The sequence below is a fragment of the Variovorax sp. LjRoot130 genome (assembly GCF_964253755.1).
Lineage (GTDB): Bacteria > Pseudomonadota > Gammaproteobacteria > Burkholderiales > Burkholderiaceae_C > Variovorax.
Genome location: NZ_CAXURM020000002.1, coordinates 309,054 through 327,053, shown reverse-complemented (window position 1 = coordinate 327,053; position 18,000 = coordinate 309,054). Strand labels below are relative to the sequence as shown.

The window sequence follows — 18,000 nt, the reverse complement described above, 5'->3', positions numbered from 1 at the left end:
CATGGCCGATGACGTGTCGCAGCGCGCCTCCAGGCTCTCACGCCTGTGGAGCGAGCTTGCGATGCGTCACGTCGCACTCGGGTCCAGCTGCGGCTGCGGCGCCGGCGGCGTGAGCCTCCAGCTGGTCGACTTTGAACTGGACATCGTGGACTACCTCGAGGATCAAGGCCTTCGCTCGGGTGTTTCCGAAGTGGAGGAATTCTTCCGGGCCCGTCCGACGTCTCAAGCCACCGGTCTCCCGCTTCAGACGCTCCTGGAAGATCTTGAACGCGACGAACTTCCGGGCCAAGCGAGCGAATGGTTGCTGGCAAGGCTGGAGCGAACCTTGAACTCTTTCGCTGAGCTTCACGGCCGGCGACAGCAGGGTGAGTCATGACCGGCCACTTCTCCTCGTTGCTGGGAGTTGACCAGCCCGGGCATGCGCGCGTGCCTGTGACGGTGCTGACCGGATTCCTTGGCAGCGGAAAGACGACGCTTCTCAACGAGCTGCTGCGCGAACCTGATCTGCACGGAACCGCAGTCATCGTCAACGAGTTTGGTGAAGTTGGAATCGACCACGACCTTATCGCCAACACGACGGAAGACACCATATTGTTGGCCAACGGCTGCATGTGTTGTGCGGTGCGCGGCGATCTCATCGGGGCGCTGGTGCGTCTCGGCGAACGCGGCGCATCAGATGGCTCAGCACTGCGCCATGTATTGATCGAGACAAGCGGTCTCGCCGACCCTGCGCCCATCCTCCGAACCGTGATGGGAGAGCCCGCCGTCAAGGATCGCTTCACATTGGCCGGCGTGTGCTGCACCGTCGACGCTGTTCTGGCGCCTGGCACGCTCGATCGATATTCCGAGGCCGCCAAGCAGGTCGCCATGGCCGATCACCTTTTTCTCACGAAAGCCGACCTGCTGGGCGAACCGATCTCGCAGCAGCTGTTGGACCTCGTGAGGAGCTTGAATCCCACAGGCGCAGTGCATCAGGAGCGCGGAGAGTACGTGGCAGTGCTGCGGCAGACGATGCAGACACCCGCTAGCGACGCACGGTCCTTCTCAGCGGAAAGTGGATCCTTCTACAGGCCGGTGCCAACCCCTGGCGATGCGGGCGATCCATCGGCCCACTCGGGCGGAATTACTTCGTTCGTGATCGTTCGCGACGATCCGTTGCCGCGAGACGGCTTCTTTGCCTGGCTCGACATGGTGATCGCGATGCGGGGCGAAGACCTGCTGCGCGTGAAAGGAATCGTCAACCTGCAGGAGCAGCCGGAGCAGCCGCTTGTGTTCCACGGCGTACAGCACCTGTACCAGCCACCCGAGTCATTGCCGGCCTGGCCAAGTGCGGACAGACGCACCCGGATTGTGTTCATCACCCGAGGCGTCGACGCAGAGTCGATGGACGAGTCGCTGCGCGTTTTCGAGCGACGACGACGCCCGAGACCGCCCGCGGCCTCTTCACCGGACACCTCATCTGAATCAACGGAGACTCCATGAAATCAATGAAAGCATTGGTCGCGTGCGCGATGCTCGCGGTCGCACCCGCATGGGCGCAGACTGCGAAATTCCCTGACCGCTTGATCCGCATCGTCGTTCCTTTCGCTGCCGGAGGCGGTGTAGACAACATCGCGCGCCTGCTGGCCAACCAGCTACACACGCAGCTCGGGGTGTCGGTGATTGTGGAAAACCGTGCCGGCGCGAACGGCGCGCTGGGCGGGAAGGCTGTCCAGACCGCAAACGCTGACGGCTATACGCTGCTGTTCTCCGCAGCCACGCACGTGCTGGCCAAGGAGGTCGTCGCCACGCCGCCTTACGACCCGCAAACGGACTTCTCCCCGATTGCACGCGTTGCCGAGGCGCCCCTGATGCTCGTCATCGCGCCCCAGCTCGAGCCTCGGAAGCTCACCGACGTGCTGGCTGCGGCGAGGAAGGAGCCGGACAAGTGGACGGCAGCCATTCCGGCTGCGGGTGCACCAAGTCACCTGGCCACGCTGCTTCTGGCCAAACAGGGAAACGTCAAGTTCACCTATGTTCCTTACAAGGGCACACAACCAGCGTTGGTGGACGTAGGGGGCGGACACGTGCAGCTCTTGATGGACTCGATGATCTCTGTGCTGCCGCTGGCCAAGGCAGGTCGCGTCCGACCCATCGCAATCACTTCAACCAAGCGCAGCCCTCTAGCGCCCGACGTTCCGACAGTGCAGGAGAGCGGGCTGCCGGGCTTCACATACGGGTCGTGGTACGGCGTGTGGGCGCCCAAGGGAACCCCCGCCGATCGGGTCCAGTTGCTCAACAGTGCCATCAACGCCGCCATGACTGAGTTGGGCAAGTCGGGCGCGCTGGCAAGCCTTGGCGTCGAGCCTGTGACTCAGGACGTCGACCAGTTCAAACGCTATGTCGCTGGTTTCGTGTCCCAAAGCGCTGAACTCCTCAAGAGTGCAGGCTTCAAGCCAGAGTGAAGACAGACGTACGCAACGCTTCATTTATCGAGATCAGAACCATGAACAGAAACATCATCGCGGCGGCAAGCATGCTGTCTTGCGTCACCGCGGCCACAGCCCAGTCGTCCGTCACGCTCTTCGGAGTCGTGGATGTCGGCGTTAGCTACTACAGCGCCAAGAGCGAGTTCTACAACAACACTGCCTCGCCCGTCATCCCACTGCCGAGCGTCACCCGAAGCCAGACGGCCTTGTCCAACAGCGGGACATCGAACAGCCGTCTGGGCTTTCGCGGCACAGAGGATCTTGGCGGTGGACTGGCCGCTGGCTTCTGGCTGGAAGCCGGCACTACGCCGGACAGCGGAGCTACCGGGGTTGCAAGTTTCAATCGACGGTCGACCGTCAGCTTGTCCGGACCCTTCGGTGAGGTTCGGTTGGGCCGCGACTTCACGCCGACCTTCTGGAACGACTCAGTGTTCAGCCCGTTCAGCACGATCGGCGTCGGCGCCAATGTCGTGTCGAGCGTCGGGACGAACTTGCAGGTGGTGAGAGGCCCTGGTTCCCCCGTAGCCGCTTCCGACAACTATCTTCGCACCAGCAACAGCATCGGCTACTTTCTTCCGCCCAACCTGGGCGGGCTGTATGGTCAACTGCAGTACGCCCTGCACGAGAGCGTTTCGCAGAGCAATGTGCCGGGAAGCCCTAGCCACAGGGGACGCTATTTCGGTGGCCGGTTGGGCTACGCGGCCGGGCCGCTCGATGTTGCCTTGGCTTACGGAGAGAGCACAGCAGCGGACGCCACGGGCCTGAATGCCGCTGGATTTCCCACTGGCGTCAACTTGGATGAGAAGATCAAGACCATCAATCTTGGCGCCTCCTACGATTTTGGAGTCGTGAAGGTTTTCGGTGAAGTCTCGCAAGTCACGGATCGGGCGTTGTCAACGGCGCCGGCGCCGGTGCTTGGTTCCGTCACGCTGCGTGATTCAGACAAGTACAAGGGCGGCCTTCTGGGCATCACCGTACCCGTCGGTCCGGGGCTTATCAAGGCAGCGTACTCCCGCGTCAAGTTCGACAACGACCTGGGCCCACTGGCGACCCCGCTGACACCGCGGCGCGACGCATCGGTCAACAAGCTTGCCGTCGGGTTCGACTACAACCTTTCCAAGCGCACGGCGCTCTACGCGACGGTTGCCCGGATTCGGATCAAGGACGGCCAGAACAATCCGGCGATCATGGGGGCGGTGACGGGCGGTGTGACGTATCTGTCTACAGGCGCAGGAGCGTCAGGATTGGCGCCGCGCAGTTCCACTGGATATGACTTTGGTATCCGTCACGCGTTTTGACGTGGCGAACTGATCTGATGGAGGACTGCTTCATCTCCTAGTAGCTTGAGCCTGTCCGGAATTTTGTGTGCGAGGCATAGCATGACGACCAGGAGCATGTATGCCAAGCAGGAAGACGACGAAGGCGGCAGTGGCCGCTGCGGCCGATGTACCCGGTGATCTTCTTCGACGCGCTTCGGGTGAAGATCCGCGAGGATGCGGTGGTGCGCACCAAGGCCATCTACGTTGCCCCGGGGTGTGCTGCCCGACGGCACGCGCGACATCCTGGGGCTGTGGATCGAGAACACGGAGGGCGCCAAGTTCTGGCTGAAGGTGTTCAACGACCTGAGGACACGCGGCGTGAGCGACATCCTGATCGCCGTCACCGATGGCCTCAAGGGCATCGGCGAGGCGCTCGGCGCGGTGTTCCCGGCCACCACGCTGCAGACGTGCATCGTGCACCTGATCCGCAACAGCCTGGACTACGCGAGTTGGAAGGACCGCAAGCTGCTTGCTGCACTGGCCGAAGAGGGCAGGCGTTGGGGAGCGTACTGCTACTCGGCGAGACAGCCATCGGCGCAAGGACTGCGGCGCTGCCGAGGCGTTGCCCTCCGCCTGATCACATGGCTCCGCATTCTGCCGCTCACGGGATTGAAAGGAGAGGCGGCCAGTCCCGATGGCAGCGCATCACACTCCGCTCCTCTCGCCTTCAGGCACGCGTAAAGGCGACACCCGTTGCCGCTTCCACGAAACCTGGTCACATGCAGCGACTCTCGCGGGCGGGGCCCATGAGCGGCCCGCAGAAAGTCTGCCTGCGCCCAACCTCGTGCCTTGGGCGTCGGTCTTCGATCCCTTCCTGCAGGAGGGGGCAAGTTTCCTCGTGCGACTGATCCCGGAAACGGCGAAGGCTGCCACTGGCCTCCGGCGACGGCGACGCATGCCCAGGGCCGCAGGTTGAACCAAAACGGCCTGCCGTGCAACCTAACTGGCGCACCGTGTCAAGCCTCATGTCGAAGGGAAGTCTTCGGACCAGGCACGTCCCGATGCGTCCACGTCACTCCGTCGAACCTTCCACCCTTCCATGACCCGCACCATGTCCGACCATCGCACCGACCCGCGCGCCCTCATGGCGCTTCGACTGCCGCGCGCCATGCAGCCGCTCCTCACTTGGCTGACCGGCCGCCCCGCGCCCAGCGAGTGCGCCCGCGTACGCGCCCCGTGGACCTTCCTGCTCGAGGCGCTCGCATGGACTGTGCTCGGGCAGCTGGTCGGCACCGTCGGCTTCGCGACGCATGGCCTGATATCGGCCGCACTGATCGCGCTTTCGCTGGTATTGACGACTGCTGGCGTCAGCCTGTTCCAGATCGCCGTGTTCCACCGATGCGCGCACGCTCAGCTCTTCGCCGTCCGCCGGCGCAACCGGGATGTCGGCCGGCTGGTCTCCGCGCTTCTGCTTTTCAAGCACTTCGATCGCTACCAGCAAGAGCACATGAGTCACCACAGCGTCCGCACGCTCCTCACCGAGGGCGACGAGTTCACCGACTTCGTGCTCGGCTTGTGCCGGCTCGAGCCGGGGATGCCCAAGCGGCAGCTTTGGCGCTGCGTGCTGACGAGCCTGGCGTCGCCACGCTTCCACACCCGCTTTCTGGTACATCGGGCGCGGATGTCTTGGATGTCGGGTGACCGCCTGCATGACACGGTCGGCATCACCAGTTGGGCGCTTGGTGCGGCCGGCTGCGCGGCGGCCGGGTGGCTGATACCGTTCTTCGTGCTCTGGGTGCTGCCGCTCACGTTGCTGCTGCAGTTGGTCACGGTCGGCCGCATCCTCATCGAGCACCGCTTTCCCGATCCGTCGCACAGCGGCGATAGGGACAAGGTGTTTCAGTGTCGCGTCACGCTTGGCGTGTTTCCTGGCTCCGCACCGCCGGCGCACGACGCCGCCACGCTACGTGGTCTCGTGGCGTGGGCCAGCTGGTGGGCCGACATGCTTACCGTCCAGCTGCTGGTGCGCGTCGTTGTGCTGGTCGCGGACACGCCGTGCCACGACTTCCATCACCGCCGCCCCTCTTCGCCGCGCTGGACCGAATACGCGCACGCGAGGCAGGACGACCTCGACGCCGGTTGCCCAGGCTATCCAATCAACTATGGCGAGACGTGGGGACTGATCCGTGCGATCGACGAAAACTTGGCGGCGTTGTCGAGCCTGCCGCGCGACGCGAGCGCTGGACGATGAGCGGCGCCGGACCAAGCCGCGGCCGGCAGCTCGTGCAGCGTGCTGTGGTCGCCGTTTCGGTTGTCGCTCCTCTTGGCTCAATGTTCGCTTATGGCGTCACAAACGAAGTACCGCTTGTGGCCGCCAGTTCCACTTCACCGGCCGCGGTCGAAGGTCAGCTTCGCTGCATACCTGTCGTTCGGCGCCCGACGTCGACGGACCGCAACGGGCCCCAACCGGCGGTTGCGAGCTAACCGGCGGCGGCTCGTGATCCCCTCGCGCGGCCCCCGGCAAAAGCGGCATCGCGCCCCGAAAACTGAGACAGCCGCCTGCATCGAGGAACCGCCCTTGACGGGCCGAGCGCCGAAGCATCCTCTACCAGCGCCGACTGACTGTCAGCCCAAGCATGAGGCTTCAGGGTTACGCCAGTATTGAGGGACTAGAGCGGCGCGCCGCGGGTGGCTCGCTCTTGCACGCGCCAGGACAATTGCTGTCCGATCGGCCTCGCGAGGATCGGCGGGTTCGACCGCTTTGTCCGGTCTGCGCCCTCCATCTCCTGTAGCTGGCTGACGACTTCTTTGCAGAGATCGTCGTCCCGCCCGTACTTGGCCTGCAGCTTCGTGGCAAGGACTTCAAGGCTTTGCGAATAGCGGCTCATGAGTGCGGTCTCCTCAGTTTCGCCAGCCTACAAGGTTTTGGAAGTAGACAAAGCGGCATCGGGCAACCAGCTGTAAGGGCAGCACCAAGAGCGCGGGTAGCCGGATCGCCGCCGCACTCGCAGCGCCATGAACAGAACAGTTGCTAACCAAATCGCAGCGCCCGACGCATTCTGCGTCCGATCGGCTCTGGATCTTCGTCTTCGCCGATCAGCCTCGGCCCGATCATGCGATCGGCGACCAGGCTCTTCAGGGGGCAACCCCACCGTCGAGCGCGTCCTCCCAACTGTCGAATACCTCCGCGCTGCCGAAGAGCACCGTGAAACCAGTGGGATCGTCAATGCTCTCGATCAGGAGCCAGTGGAAGACGCCGTACTCCGATTCCTCCACGGTCACGGCGATCGTTCTGAAATGAAACTGTCTCGCTTAAGCCGGAGTGACCTGCACGGCGTAGCCGATCTGTTGAAGTCTTCGGATCAGACGGTTGGCGGTTTTGTGGGCGTCGGCGCGGTCGAAGTGGGCGGCGCCCAGGTCGTGCCATTCGGTGCCGTCGCGCAGCATGTGCCAAGCGGCGGTGAGCATCGAGGCGGCCACGGCGATGATGGCCTTCTTGGCGCCGCGGCGAGCGCGCAGGCGGTGGAACTGCGCTTGCAGGTAGCCGCCCTTGACCCTCACGGCGGACCATGCGGCCTGCACCAGCGTGGTCTTGAGCCATTTGCCGCCGCGGCGCAATCGGGTGGAGCGGCGCTTGCCGGCGCTCTCGTCGTTGCGCGGGCACAGGCAGGCCCAGGACAGGAGATGGCCGGGCGTGGCGAAGCGCGACATGTCGATGCCGATCTCGGCCACGATCACATGGGCGCTGACCGCGCTCAGGCCCGGCATGGTGCTCAGGAGCCTGGCGGCCTGTCGAAACGGCTCGAGCCCCAGGCCCACCTCCTTTTCGATGTCGGCGATGGCCTGGTCCAGCGCGTCGATGTGGCCCAGGTGCAGCTTGAGCATGAAGCGGTGGTGCGCGCTGACGCGCCCGCGCAGCGCTTCGAGCAGCTCGGCGCGGCTGGCCTTGACGCGGGTGGCAATGCACGAGGCCAGGCGTTCGGGCTCGGTCTGGCCGTCGATGAGGGCCTGCAGCACCGCGCGCCCGGCCCAGGATGTCGCTGAGCACGACGCTGAGCTTGAGATTGGCGTCTTCGAGCACCTTCTCGATGCGCTGCGCGTGGGCGCTCCTCTCGCGCACGAACTGCTTGCGCGTGCGCGTGAGGGTGCGCAACTCCTGCACGGCCACCGGCGGCACGAAGCTGGCGCGGATCAGGCCGTGGGCCAGCAGGTCCGCCAGCCACATCGCGTCGTTGACGTCGGTCTTGCGCCCGGGCACGTTCTTCACGTGCGCGGCGTTGGCCAGCACCAGCTCGAAGTGGCCCTCGAGCACGTGCCACACCGGCTTCCAGTACACGCCGGTGGCCTCCATGCCCACGTGCTCGACGCCCAAGGAATCGAGCCAGTCGGTCAGGGCCAACAGGCCCGAGGTGGTCGTGGCGAAGGTGCGCACTTCCTGCAACGGCGGTGCGTCGCCGGCGATGCCCACGCACGCCACCACCGTCTGCTTGTGCACGTCCAGGCCCGCGCAGCGCGGATAGATGACTTCCATGATCGCCTCCAATGCGCGGCGACATCGGCGTGCGGCCCACGTCATCGAAGTCTGAAATGCGTGCTCAGGGGCGCAAGGCCCGAGGCGACAGTACGGGGTGCTCGTGGGGCCGCGGGTCCAACTCATATACGGGTTCGAGGCACCAAGTACAAACCGACCTCTTTGCCGGACGCCGCCAATCAATTACAGCAAAGTTTCATGCGTCGCGGGTCACGCGATAGCGTGATGGAAAACTGAGATGTTCGGTCATGGACAAGAACCCTGCGCTGCAGCCCGCTTGGCCTTCCATAAGTCTAGACCGCGCACATGACAACTTCCGCCGCGAGCGCGAGTTGTAAGCGCAGCAACGCTCAATCGGGCAATTGCCGCAGTTCATCGTGCGACTGACGCTCAGGGGTTGCCAGCACAAGCGCTCGGTCGAAACGATGGGTTACATTTATTGATTTGCGCGCTAATCATTAGCGCGCTACATTAATCCCCGTGGCGGATCCACACAACCACTTCAACTTATCCATCTAGGAGAACTCATCATGAATGCCATCGCATTGAGCATCGTTCTGGTCCACGGCGGTTTCGTCGACGGTTCCGGCTGGCAAGGTGTCTACGACGTCCTGAAGAAGGACGGCTACAACGTCACCGTTGTCCAAAATCCCACCACCTCGCTGGCCGACGACGTCGCCGTGACCCAGCGCGCGATCGCTGCCCAGAAGGGTCCGGTCCTTCTGGTCGGCCATTCCTACGGCGGCGTGGTCATCACCGAGGCTGGCAATGACCCCAAGGTCAAGGGCCTGGTCTACGTCGCCGCGTTTGCCCCGGACAAGGGCGAATCGGTTGCTTCGCTGATCAAGGATCCGCCGCCCGGTGCACCGGTGCCGCCCATCCTGCCGCCGCAAGACGGCTTCCTGTTCCTCGACCGGGCCAAGTTCGCTGCGTCCTTCGCGGCCGACGTTGGCGAGAAGCAAGCCCGCTTCATGGCTGCATCCCAAGTGCCTTGGGGGGTGCAAGCACTGACCGGCACGATCACGGAAGCGTCGTGGAAATCCAAGCCGAGCTGGTACTTGGTGGCGAAGGACGACAAGATGATTCCCCCTCCCGCGCAACGGCAGATGTCGCAGCGCGCCGGATCCAGCGTGACCGAGGTGCCGGGCAGCCATGCGGTGTACGTGTCCCGTCCCAAAGCGGTCGCCGAGATCATCGAGAAGGCGGCCCGCGAGATCGCGGCGAAGCAGCCCAGCTGAGTATTGCGGCTGACCCAGGGGTGCCCGTCCGCCGGTTGCGGACGGGCGCCTCGGCACGCGGCATTTGATAACCTCCAAGGTCCAGAACGTAGAGACGGGCATGGCTGAACGATCAAAGAAGAAGGCTCAGGATGCAAGCCAGGGCAAGTTCCCGACCTTGGACCAGAAGCTGTGCTTTGCCATCTACGCGAGTTCGCTGGCGATGCTGCAGAGCTACAAACCCCTGCTTGCCGAACTCGGCATCACCTACCCCCAGTATCTTGTCATGCTCGTCCTCTGGGAGCAGGACGGCGTCTCTATCAAGCGCCTCTCCGAGCGGTTGGGTCTCGATTCGGGCTCGGTGACACCCCTGGTCAAGCGCTTGGAGGAAGCATCATTCTTGACACGCCGGCGTGATCCCCAGGACGAACGCAATCTTGTCGTCGAGCTGACAGCTGCAGGGCGGCAGTTGCAGGAGAAGGCAGAGCAGGCCAGCAGCCAGTTCGTGAACGCTTGCAGCTTGAGCCAGTCAGAGGGCGGAGACTTGCGCGAAAGGCTGGCAGTGCTGACAAGAACCCTTCGCGCAGAAGACTCCAAGCGGTAGCGGCTGCTCGGGCCGACCGAGCAAAGCCTCGGTCGCAAGACCGTGACGCTGTTCGCTCAATCCTCAACTTGCGAGGCCCAGAATGAAGAGGCGAACTGCAGCAAACTCTTGCCCCGATGGTCCTGCTCCCCAGCGCTCCCGATTCAACCGACAAAGCTGCCGTTGGCGTTCAGGAGCGTCTGGCGCACGAAGCTGCTGGCGCGGCCCTTGTCTGCGGACTCGAAGCGCCAGCCATCGAGATCGATCGCGCGCCGCCGCTGGAACTCGGCTAGCACCCGTGCCCGCGTGGGGTTCTGCCCCGCGCCCGCCAGCACCGCGGCCGCATAGCGGCCCGCCAGGTAGCCTGCCAGGCTCACTGGCGTCGGTGCCTCGTCGAACAGGCGCTGCAACGCATCGCGATACGCGCGCACCACCGGCACCTTGCTGGAATTCGGATCGGGAACGACCTGCGTGAAGATGATGGGCACCGACTTGCCGGGATTCAACTGGAGGAAGGTGTTGGTGTCCACATCCGACAGGCATATCACGTAGCGCTGCATGGCGCGTTGGGCGAGGCCGCGGGTGAACAAGGCCAGATCGATGGCGCCGCCCATGAACAACAGAAAGATCGGGGTGTCGGGCGGAAGCTTCGACGCGAAGATCGCAAGGTCCTGGCCGGCTGGGACGGTCAATGCGCGCGTCCTGACCTGCAGACGAGCGGTGATCGCATTGGTGCCCGTCTGCAAGGCCGCGGCGTGTCTGGGACTCGAATAGATCACGCCGAGGTCGGATATGCCCATCGAGGCCAAGTTCTTCAGCACGTAGCGGATCTGATCTTCGCGCGAGGCGAAAAGACCGAACAGGCGCGGGTCGCCATCGAACTGCGAATCGGCGAGCCACGGTGCCACGTGCGCGATGTCCAGCTTGGCCTGCGCTGCCTCTCCAAGGCTCGCGAGCGCCAAGCCTTCGCCGACGGTGCCGAGCAGGGCGAGCTGGGCAGGGTCATCTTTCAGCGCCTGAATTGCCTTGCGAACAGCACTGGGCGTGCCGTCGGTCTCGACGGTCGAGAGCTGCAACGCCAGGCCGCTCGTCTTCTTCAGATCGGCGAAGGCCAGCCGGATGCCGGCCGCGTAGTCGCGCGAGATCTCCTGTTGGTCGGGCGACACATCCAACAACTGCGTGAGCCGCAACGCTGCACCCTCGGATGCGCGCGGTTGCGCGAGGGACGTCGTGGCCGGTGAGGCCAGCAGTGCAAGGCTCGCCGCGCCGGCAGCGGCGAGCACGACTTGGCGCCGTCGAGCGGAATGGAAAGGGTTCATGGCGGGGCATTCTAGAAGTCCGATTTGTCATCCTGACCTGTGCGCGCCATGCCCGCGAGCAGTGCGTCACGTTCTGCGGTCGTTCTTTGACGCGGGAGCTATGGCGCGGGCGCGCGGCGCGCGCTCGAGATCGCCGCAGCCGGCCAGCACAGCCTGCTAAGCGTCACACGCATGTCAACGGCTTGACACGACACATGGCCAGCATCGCGCGCATTCCATTACTCGACCGAGGAATGACATGCGTTCGATCCCATCCGTCGTGCGGCACGCCCTCACGCCGCTCACCGCGTCCTTGCTGCTGACCGCCGGTGCCGCTCATGCGCAGATGCTGATCGGCTGGGCCCAGATGCCGGCCGCCACCTTCGCCGACGGCCCGACGTCCGGGCAGTTCACCGCGCCCAACACCTACGGCACGAACGTGCCGCCGTACGTCGGCAAGCAGCCCGTTCAGGGCTTTTCGGGCGTGCTCGACGGGCCGCGCAAGGACGTGTTCCAGTTCCTGGTCGACAACGGCTTCGGCTCGCAGGCGAGCTCGGCCGACGCGCTGCTGCGCAGTTATGCGCTGCACATCCTCTGGCGCACGCCCAAGGGCGGCCGCGGCACGATCGAGCCGGCCGACCTGGACAGCGGCAAGGCCCGCCCATGGTTCGACGCGCGCACGCGACTGCAGTTGAACGATGCGCACCGCAAGCTGACGGTCCCGATCCAGGCCGACTACGCGAACTACTACAACAATCCGGCCAACGCGCCGGTCGACCGCGGCATCCGTGCCGGCCGCCTGCTCACCGGCGCCGACTTCGACGTCGAGTCGTTCCGCCGCGACCGCCAGGGCAACTACTGGTTCGGCGACGAGTTCGGCCCGTACCTGATCAAGACCGACGCGAACGGCACCGTGCTGCGCAGCGAGATCCCGCTGCCGGGCGTCTACGCGCCGCAGCACAAGGACGTGATCGCAGGCAAGGTGACGGCAAACCTGCCGAGCTCGGGCGGCTTCGAAGGCATGGCGATCAACAAGAGCGAGACCAAGCTCTACACGCTGCTCGAAGGCCTGGTGGCTGGCGACCCCGCAAAGACGCGCCGCATCAACGAATTCGATCTCGCGAAAGAACACTACACCGGTCGCAGCTACGTCTATCCGCTCGATCTGAACGGCACCAACATCGGCGACATGGTCGCGGTCGATGATCGCCGCTTCATCGTGCTCGAGCGCAACGGCAGCACGGCCACCTCGCCGAATCCGGCCCCATTCAAGAAGGTGTTCCTGATCGACCTGCAGGGCGTGCCTGAAGGCGGCACGGTGCGCAAGACCGAGCTCGTCGACCTGATGAACCTCGCCGATCCGTTCGACCTGAACGCCGACGGCCAGAGGATCTTCACGTTCCCGTACACGACGATCGAGGACGTGCTGGTGCTTGGCCCCCGCACGCTACTTGTCGTCAATGACAACAACTTCCCGTATGGCGGCGGACGCGAGCTGGCGTCCGACAACACCGAGTTCCTGAAGATCCGTCTGCCGTTCTCGCTGACGAACGACGACGATGATCACGATCACCACGGCCAAAACGATCATGATCAGGGCCACGGCCGCGATCGCGACCATCGCGGAGGAAGCTACGACTGGGACGACGACTGAGCACAACCGCGCGGCGCGCCGTCAGTGCGTCGCGACTACGAGGCTTCGCCGAAGAAGCCATTTGCGAAGTAGGCCGCGAAGACGTCGTCTCCGGTCGTGGCGCATGCCGCTCCCGCTACGGATGAAGCCAATGAAGACGAAGGCCGCAGGACAACCGCAGCGCAACGGCGCCGGTCGGCGCTTGAGCCCTTGTGGGCTAAGCGGTCTAAGTGCACGAGACTTGAGTAGCGGTTTGGCGGACGTTGGACGGGCGCACCGCTAGGGATCGCCAAGGATGAGATCACATGAATGAACCCGTGAAGACTCAGCCAAGAATGGCCAGGATGCGCTCGCACGACCAATACGCCGCCATGGTGCCGATGGCGTAAAGGGTGGCCACCCGTGCGTGTTGGATGACGGGCATCTGCCGCACGGCACGGTACGCCAGCCATGCTACCGCGACGGTCATCAACTGGCCGAGCTCAACACCGACATTGAAGGTGAGCAGAGCTATCCACAGGTAGTTCTCGGGCAGCCCGATTTCCTTCAGGGCGCCGGCAAACCCGAGCCCATGGACCAGGCCGAAGAGGAAGGCCACGAGGGCGGGCCACTGCCGTGCCAGCGTGAAGCGCTGGCGAAGCGCCTCGCCGGCTACCAGCATGATCGAGAGCGCGATCGTGGCTTCCACCGGAGGCGGCCGCAGTGTCAGCAGGCCAAGCGCGCTGCTCGCCAACGTCAGGCTGTGCGCGGCCGTGAACGCCGTGATAGTGAGGATCAGGCGCCGGTTGAATCCGACCAGGAACAGCAGGCCGATCACGAACATCAGGTGATCCCAGCCCGTCAGGATGTGCTCGATGCCGAGTACTGTATAGGCCGATGCGATCTCTCCGACGCCACGCCTGTCGTCAGCGGAGCCGTAGAGGTGGACTGTCGGCTGGCCCGCGGTCAGCGTGTAGACGCGCGATTGGCCGTCGAGCCACAAGATCCTGACCATGGCTGCCGAGTAGCGCCTTCCGACGCCTTCGACGGACAGCGCCCCCGTCATTCCGGCGTTCCCACAGCTCACCGTATTCGCATCTCCGCGGCATCCGTCGGGCCACACCGGCGCGAGATCCTGGCCGGCCGGAAGATTGCCGCTCGCAGTCCATTGCCAGAGGAACTCGCCGCGCGAAAGCTCGCGGACTTCCATCTCGGCCATGCTCATCTCGTGGGCGCCGGCGCAGGCAGCCAGCAACACCAGTGCCGTCGAAAGCAGTTTTCTCAGCAGGCCCCTCACTTGGTGTCGCCTTCGATCTTGACCGCGTATTTCTTGCCCATTGCGCGGACCGCGGCTGTTCGCTGATCCGCCAGGGTGGCATCGGTCCAGTCCTGCAACACCACGCCTCGCAGGGCTTCGAAATCGGCAGCCTTCGGCGGCGTGATGGAATCCAGCCGGATCGCCCGCAGGCCATCGCGGGTGGGCAGCGCTCGCCATGCGCCAGGCGGCGCCTGTTCGAGCGCCTTGGCGAAATCGGCCCCGTAGCTCTGGACCAGGTTGTCGCGCGGCCGGCCCTTGAACACCCGCAGCCCTGCCTTGGCATCGCCGGGCGTTCCGTTGTTCAAGGCCTCGGCGAAGGCACGTACCGCCGGCTCCGAGGCGTCTGCGGAAACCACCGCTTCCTGGAAGTCGAAGCGCTGGGGCTCGTCATACCTGCTGCGCTTGGACTCGAACCAACGCCGCAACAGTTCGTCGTCGAACGGCGGCAGCTTGACGCTGGCGTCGACCATGCTCAACGCCTTGAAGATCACCCGCTCCCGGATGGCCGTGTCGCCCTGATCGACCTGCAATGCAAGCCCTTCGCGGTAGAGCACCTCGTTGTCGATCCAGCGCTCGCGCAGGACCTTCAGTTCGTCCGCATCGGGCTCGCGCCCGCGCGACGCAGCAAACAGCTTCCTGGCTTCCGCATCGATTTCGGCGCCCACGACGATGGTGCGCGGGTCGTGCTTGCGGCTCACGATGAAATGATCGACGCCGAACAGCAGGCAGCCCAGCAGAGCAAAGTGCAGCAGGGGTTCGCGCAGCCACCGTTGCAGGAAAGGCTCGCCTTCAGGCACCGTGGGTTGAGCATCGGGACGGAGCAAAGGAGTGGACATTCTTCGATTGAACTTCGAGACGAGGTGGCGGACGCTTCGTCCACCTCCATGAAAACAGGCGCCGGCAGAACCGCCGGCGCCTGGACCTGCCGTGAATCGCAGGAGCCTTACCGGACTCCGGCGACCATCGTCGAACCCTTGACCTCGATGTAGATCGGGTTGCTGTAGAACCAGAGATCAGACCAGGCGGCGACGTCGTAGCTCACATACTTCTGCCCATTTCTCACCCCCAGGTGGGCTGGGCAATCCGTGTGGTTGCAGGGGATCGCTAGGTTGGCCAGGCCGCTCGCGTTCGTCGCGAGATCGGCCAGCGGATTGCCGTTGGCATCGGTTTCGTTCGGCACGCTGGGCGGCAGGTTGGTGCCGCGCAGACGGATGTACTGCGAGGCGTTGACCGGCGCGGGCAGACGGAAGCTCATCCTCCGGTACTCGCCGCCCACGACTTTCCAGCTCGTGTCGTTGAAGGTCTTGATGACCGAAGCGGTCGTGTTCTTGGCGGCCGCCGGAACGTTCGCCATGCTGGGATTGACCAGCCAGTCGCGCGGCCACTCGCCCGCGTAGCTGGTCGGATCATTCGGGTTCTTGTAGCCCGTGACCATGCCGCGGATGACATCGATGTGATCCAGCACCGGCTGGTTCAGCGGCTGCTTCAGGCCAACCTGCGCCAGCGACGGATTCGGAAACGAATACGGCGAGTAGTTGAAGCCAGAGGGGTCGCGCACCACGATGGACACGATGATTTCCGCACCGGGGCGCACCACCAGCTTTTCGCCCATCGTGGCGCATTCCTCGTGATCGACGTCGGTGTTCTTCAAGGCAGCAGCGAGTGCGATCGCCTCCACCACCCCATTGCCCACGGCATCGAGAGCAGGCGTGGACTTGCCGCGCGGGTAGGACGCGCATGCGACGAATGCGAGCCGATCGATCAACTGGCCGCTGGCGGTGAAGCTGTTGCCGCTGCGAAGGCCGTTCACGATGGACTGGGGCGTCAGGTCAACCTTGCCGCCGCGGCCCTTGTCCTTGCCGTCGTCGCGGACCATCACGAAGTCGCGCTGGTACTCGCCGGGGAAGAAGTCCTGGGTGGACTTGCGATCGTCAGGTCCGAAGATGCCGCGGTTGTGCCAATCGGAGCTGGCAAAGAACCAGAAATTGCGCCCCTCGCCCAGCAGCGCGTCCCACACGCCACCGACCTGTGCGCCGTAGACGCCCGTGCCGCCGTAGGTCGTTCCGCCCACGGAGTCGACCAGCACGCCGCCGATGTTGTTGCGTTTCGGCGAATATTCGCCGCGGTCGGAGGAGGCGCCATGGCCGGGCTGGGTTTCGAATCCGAACGCGGTCTTAGGCGCCGCGTTGTTGAAGTTGCGCAGGTGCTCGATGTTGTAGCCGTTGTTGCCGTTCGGATTGAAGGGGCCGGCCCGCTCCAGGTGGGCGGGGACGTAGTAGCTGCCCAGCGGATGGTTCTCGGCCATCCACTTGACGGCCTCGACCGTCTTCATGTGGCCCCGGACTCCGGTGCCAGCGCCGGTGGCAGGAATGAGCTTCTGCGCCGTCGCGTTCCAGCTCGGGTCCGCGGCGTTCAAGCTGCCGGTGACCGAGCAGTTCCAGTTGTTGCCGGTGGCGTTGCCGACGGCAAGATTGCCCCGGCTGGTGTCGGTGTCGTTGCGGTCGAAGCAGTACTCCCATTGGGCCATGGCGGTGGCATTGCCCAGCGGCGTGTACCCTGGCGTTGTGGGCAGTTTCGTGCCCTTCGCCGACGCCGGCATCTGGCCCGTGATGACGGAAGTGGAGGAATGCTCATGGCCGGCCACCACCGACTCGACGCCGATGAAAAGCGGCAGCTCCTTGAGGCGCGCCAGGTACTCCAGCAACGGGTACTGATACTCCTGGATCGACTGCCAGCGCCACATGTTGCCATTGCCGCCGACGCCGCCGTTCAGGCCCTTGAGGTTCGCGGCACCGATGGTGTTGGTCCATGTGGTGGTCGGCGGCACGCCCGTGTAGGGATAGGCGGGCGTGCCGAGACTCTCGTCCTCGGCCAAGGTGCAGTTGCGGTTGCCGCTGCCGCCGTGGCCCGCCTGCACGAACCAGTCGAGTCCCCAAGGCGTGTCGACGGTGTCCGTGGACTTCTTGACCAGCTTCTGCATCGAGATCGCACCGTCCGAGCAGGTGGTGTGGTTGTGGAAGTCGCCCGTGACGTAGGTGCCGGACTTCTTGTCGCGCGCCGTGGCAATGCTGGGTGCGGCGATCAGCGCGGTGGCGCCGATCGCCGCCACGGCAGCGATGGCGATCTGATTTTTTGTGATTCCGATTCTCATCGAGGTGCTCCAGGTGGGGGGTTGTGTGAGGCCGTTCTGCGGAGTGACGTATTGCGCAGATCAGCGGAACTTCGTGTACTCGACGGTGAGTTGAGTCGGAATAGGTCCGGTCTTCTCGAATAAGAGCGTCATCGGATACTGCCGTCCGACCTCGAGGGGGAGCTTGAGGCCGGTCAGGCGCAGATGCACGCCGGCTTCGCTCAGCTCGGGTGTCTGACCTTCCTGGATGAGAAAGTCGACGGCCTGTCCTTCACCCTTTCCGCCCAGTTCGGCGCCTTCGGCCAATTCCGTCGTCGCACCGATGAGCCGATCGCTTTGAACGACGTCCTTGAACCCCATGCAGACAACGGCCGAATTCGCGCCATGCGCCGAGGCCCGGGTCCAGGGGTGGATGATCGTGAGGTTGTCGCTATAGAACTCGCAAGCGTGCGCCGATGGAAGGAGCAGCGAGCCGATCAGTGCGAAGCCGGCGTTGAGGACACCGCGGCGGTGAATGATGTGACCCATGGGTTCGGACTCCTACTGCAGCTCGGCGTCGACTCGGGGCTTGGCCGGAACGTTGA

Annotated in this window: 15 protein-coding genes and 2 pseudogenes; 9 read left to right on the top strand and 8 right to left on the bottom strand. The window is 64.4% G+C overall.

Translation table 11 applies throughout. The features are described 5' to 3' along the window. Position 1 precedes the first annotated feature (1 nt). The 6 genes and pseudogenes from ACSQ86_RS31255 (at position 2) to ACSQ86_RS31230 (ending at position 5,978) form a co-directional block, all read left to right on the top strand. Entirely contained in the window at positions 2-376 is a 375-nt protein-coding gene (locus tag ACSQ86_RS31255) for a hypothetical protein (protein ID WP_436307276.1), read from the top strand. Continuing rightward, positions 373-1,482 (top strand): CobW family GTP-binding protein, encoded by a 1,110-nt coding sequence (locus ACSQ86_RS31250; protein ID WP_436310415.1) that lies wholly within the window; start codon positions 373-375, stop codon positions 1,480-1,482. Before ACSQ86_RS31255 ends, ACSQ86_RS31250 begins: the two co-directional genes overlap by 4 nt. Then, the gene (locus ACSQ86_RS31245) at positions 1,479-2,444 is read left to right on the top strand and encodes a Bug family tripartite tricarboxylate transporter substrate binding protein (protein ID WP_436307278.1); all 966 of its coding nucleotides are present in this window, start codon (positions 1,479-1,481) and stop codon (positions 2,442-2,444) included. The genes ACSQ86_RS31250 and ACSQ86_RS31245 overlap by 4 nt, the downstream gene beginning before the upstream one ends. A 41-nt stretch (positions 2,445-2,485) precedes the next feature. Then, positions 2,486-3,766: a porin gene (locus tag ACSQ86_RS31240; RefSeq protein WP_436307279.1), complete on the top strand. Its 1,281-nt coding sequence runs from the start codon at positions 2,486-2,488 to the stop codon at positions 3,764-3,766. A gap of 134 nt (positions 3,767-3,900) precedes the next feature. Next, positions 3,901-4,264: pseudogene (locus tag ACSQ86_RS31235) on the top strand (IS256 family transposase); the annotation flags it as partial. A gap of 574 nt (positions 4,265-4,838) precedes the next feature. Further along, a complete protein-coding gene (locus ACSQ86_RS31230; RefSeq protein WP_436310414.1) occupies positions 4,839-5,978 on the top strand; it encodes a fatty acid desaturase in 1,140 nt (379 codons plus the stop codon). 418 nt (positions 5,979-6,396) lie between these two features. Here the strand turns inward: ACSQ86_RS31230 and ACSQ86_RS31225 are convergent, their stop codons facing one another. The 3 genes and pseudogenes from ACSQ86_RS31225 to ACSQ86_RS31215 form a co-directional block, all read right to left on the bottom strand. Beyond that, positions 6,397-6,615, bottom strand: a complete 219-nt coding sequence (locus tag ACSQ86_RS31225) for a hypothetical protein (protein WP_436307281.1) — start codon at positions 6,613-6,615, stop codon at positions 6,397-6,399. Positions 6,616-6,862: 247 nt separating this feature from the next. Continuing rightward, positions 6,863-7,009: a hypothetical protein gene (locus tag ACSQ86_RS31220; protein ID WP_436307282.1), complete on the bottom strand. Its 147-nt coding sequence runs from the start codon at positions 7,007-7,009 to the stop codon at positions 6,863-6,865. 30 nt (positions 7,010-7,039) lie between these two features. Continuing rightward, positions 7,040-8,258, bottom strand: a pseudogene (locus ACSQ86_RS31215) (IS110 family transposase). A gap of 530 nt (positions 8,259-8,788) precedes the next feature. On the opposite strand from ACSQ86_RS31215, the gene ACSQ86_RS31210 reads away from it, so the two are divergent. Further along, entirely contained in the window at positions 8,789-9,496 is a 708-nt protein-coding gene (locus ACSQ86_RS31210; protein ID WP_436307283.1) for an alpha/beta hydrolase, read from the top strand. 100 nt (positions 9,497-9,596) lie between these two features. Then, positions 9,597-10,079 carry a MarR family winged helix-turn-helix transcriptional regulator gene (locus tag ACSQ86_RS31205; RefSeq protein ID WP_436307284.1) on the top strand — a complete coding sequence of 161 codons (483 nt, stop codon included), beginning with the start codon at positions 9,597-9,599 and terminating at the stop codon, positions 10,077-10,079. 143 nt (positions 10,080-10,222) lie between these two features. Here ACSQ86_RS31205 and ACSQ86_RS31200 read toward each other — a convergent pair whose 3' ends face one another. Next, positions 10,223-11,377 carry an ABC transporter substrate-binding protein gene (locus ACSQ86_RS31200; protein ID WP_436307285.1) on the bottom strand — a complete coding sequence of 385 codons (1,155 nt, stop codon included), beginning with the start codon at positions 11,375-11,377 and terminating at the stop codon, positions 10,223-10,225. A gap of 238 nt (positions 11,378-11,615) precedes the next feature. On the opposite strand from ACSQ86_RS31200, the gene ACSQ86_RS31195 reads away from it, so the two are divergent. Beyond that, on the top strand, positions 11,616-13,010 hold the full coding sequence (locus tag ACSQ86_RS31195; RefSeq protein ID WP_436307286.1) for an esterase-like activity of phytase family protein: 1,395 nt from the start codon (positions 11,616-11,618) through the stop codon (positions 13,008-13,010). Positions 13,011-13,314: 304 nt separating this feature from the next. Here the strand turns inward: ACSQ86_RS31195 and ACSQ86_RS31190 are convergent, their stop codons facing one another. From ACSQ86_RS31190 to ACSQ86_RS31175, 4 genes are all read right to left on the bottom strand, one after another. Further along, positions 13,315-14,265 carry a HupE/UreJ family protein gene (locus ACSQ86_RS31190; RefSeq protein WP_436307287.1) on the bottom strand — a complete coding sequence of 317 codons (951 nt, stop codon included), beginning with the start codon at positions 14,263-14,265 and terminating at the stop codon, positions 13,315-13,317. Next, positions 14,262-15,122 carry a peptidyl-prolyl cis-trans isomerase gene (locus ACSQ86_RS31185; protein WP_436307288.1) on the bottom strand — a complete coding sequence of 287 codons (861 nt, stop codon included), beginning with the start codon at positions 15,120-15,122 and terminating at the stop codon, positions 14,262-14,264. Before ACSQ86_RS31185 ends, ACSQ86_RS31190 begins: the two co-directional genes overlap by 4 nt. Positions 15,123-15,229: 107 nt before the next feature. Continuing rightward, the gene (locus tag ACSQ86_RS31180; RefSeq protein ID WP_436307289.1) at positions 15,230-17,437 is read right to left on the bottom strand and encodes a hypothetical protein; all 2,208 of its coding nucleotides are present in this window, start codon (positions 17,435-17,437) and stop codon (positions 15,230-15,232) included. Positions 17,438-17,497: 60 nt separating this feature from the next. Further along, positions 17,498-17,944 (bottom strand): copper chaperone PCu(A)C, encoded by a 447-nt coding sequence (locus tag ACSQ86_RS31175; RefSeq protein ID WP_436307290.1) that lies wholly within the window; start codon positions 17,942-17,944, stop codon positions 17,498-17,500. Between the last annotated feature and the right edge of the window lie 56 nt (positions 17,945-18,000).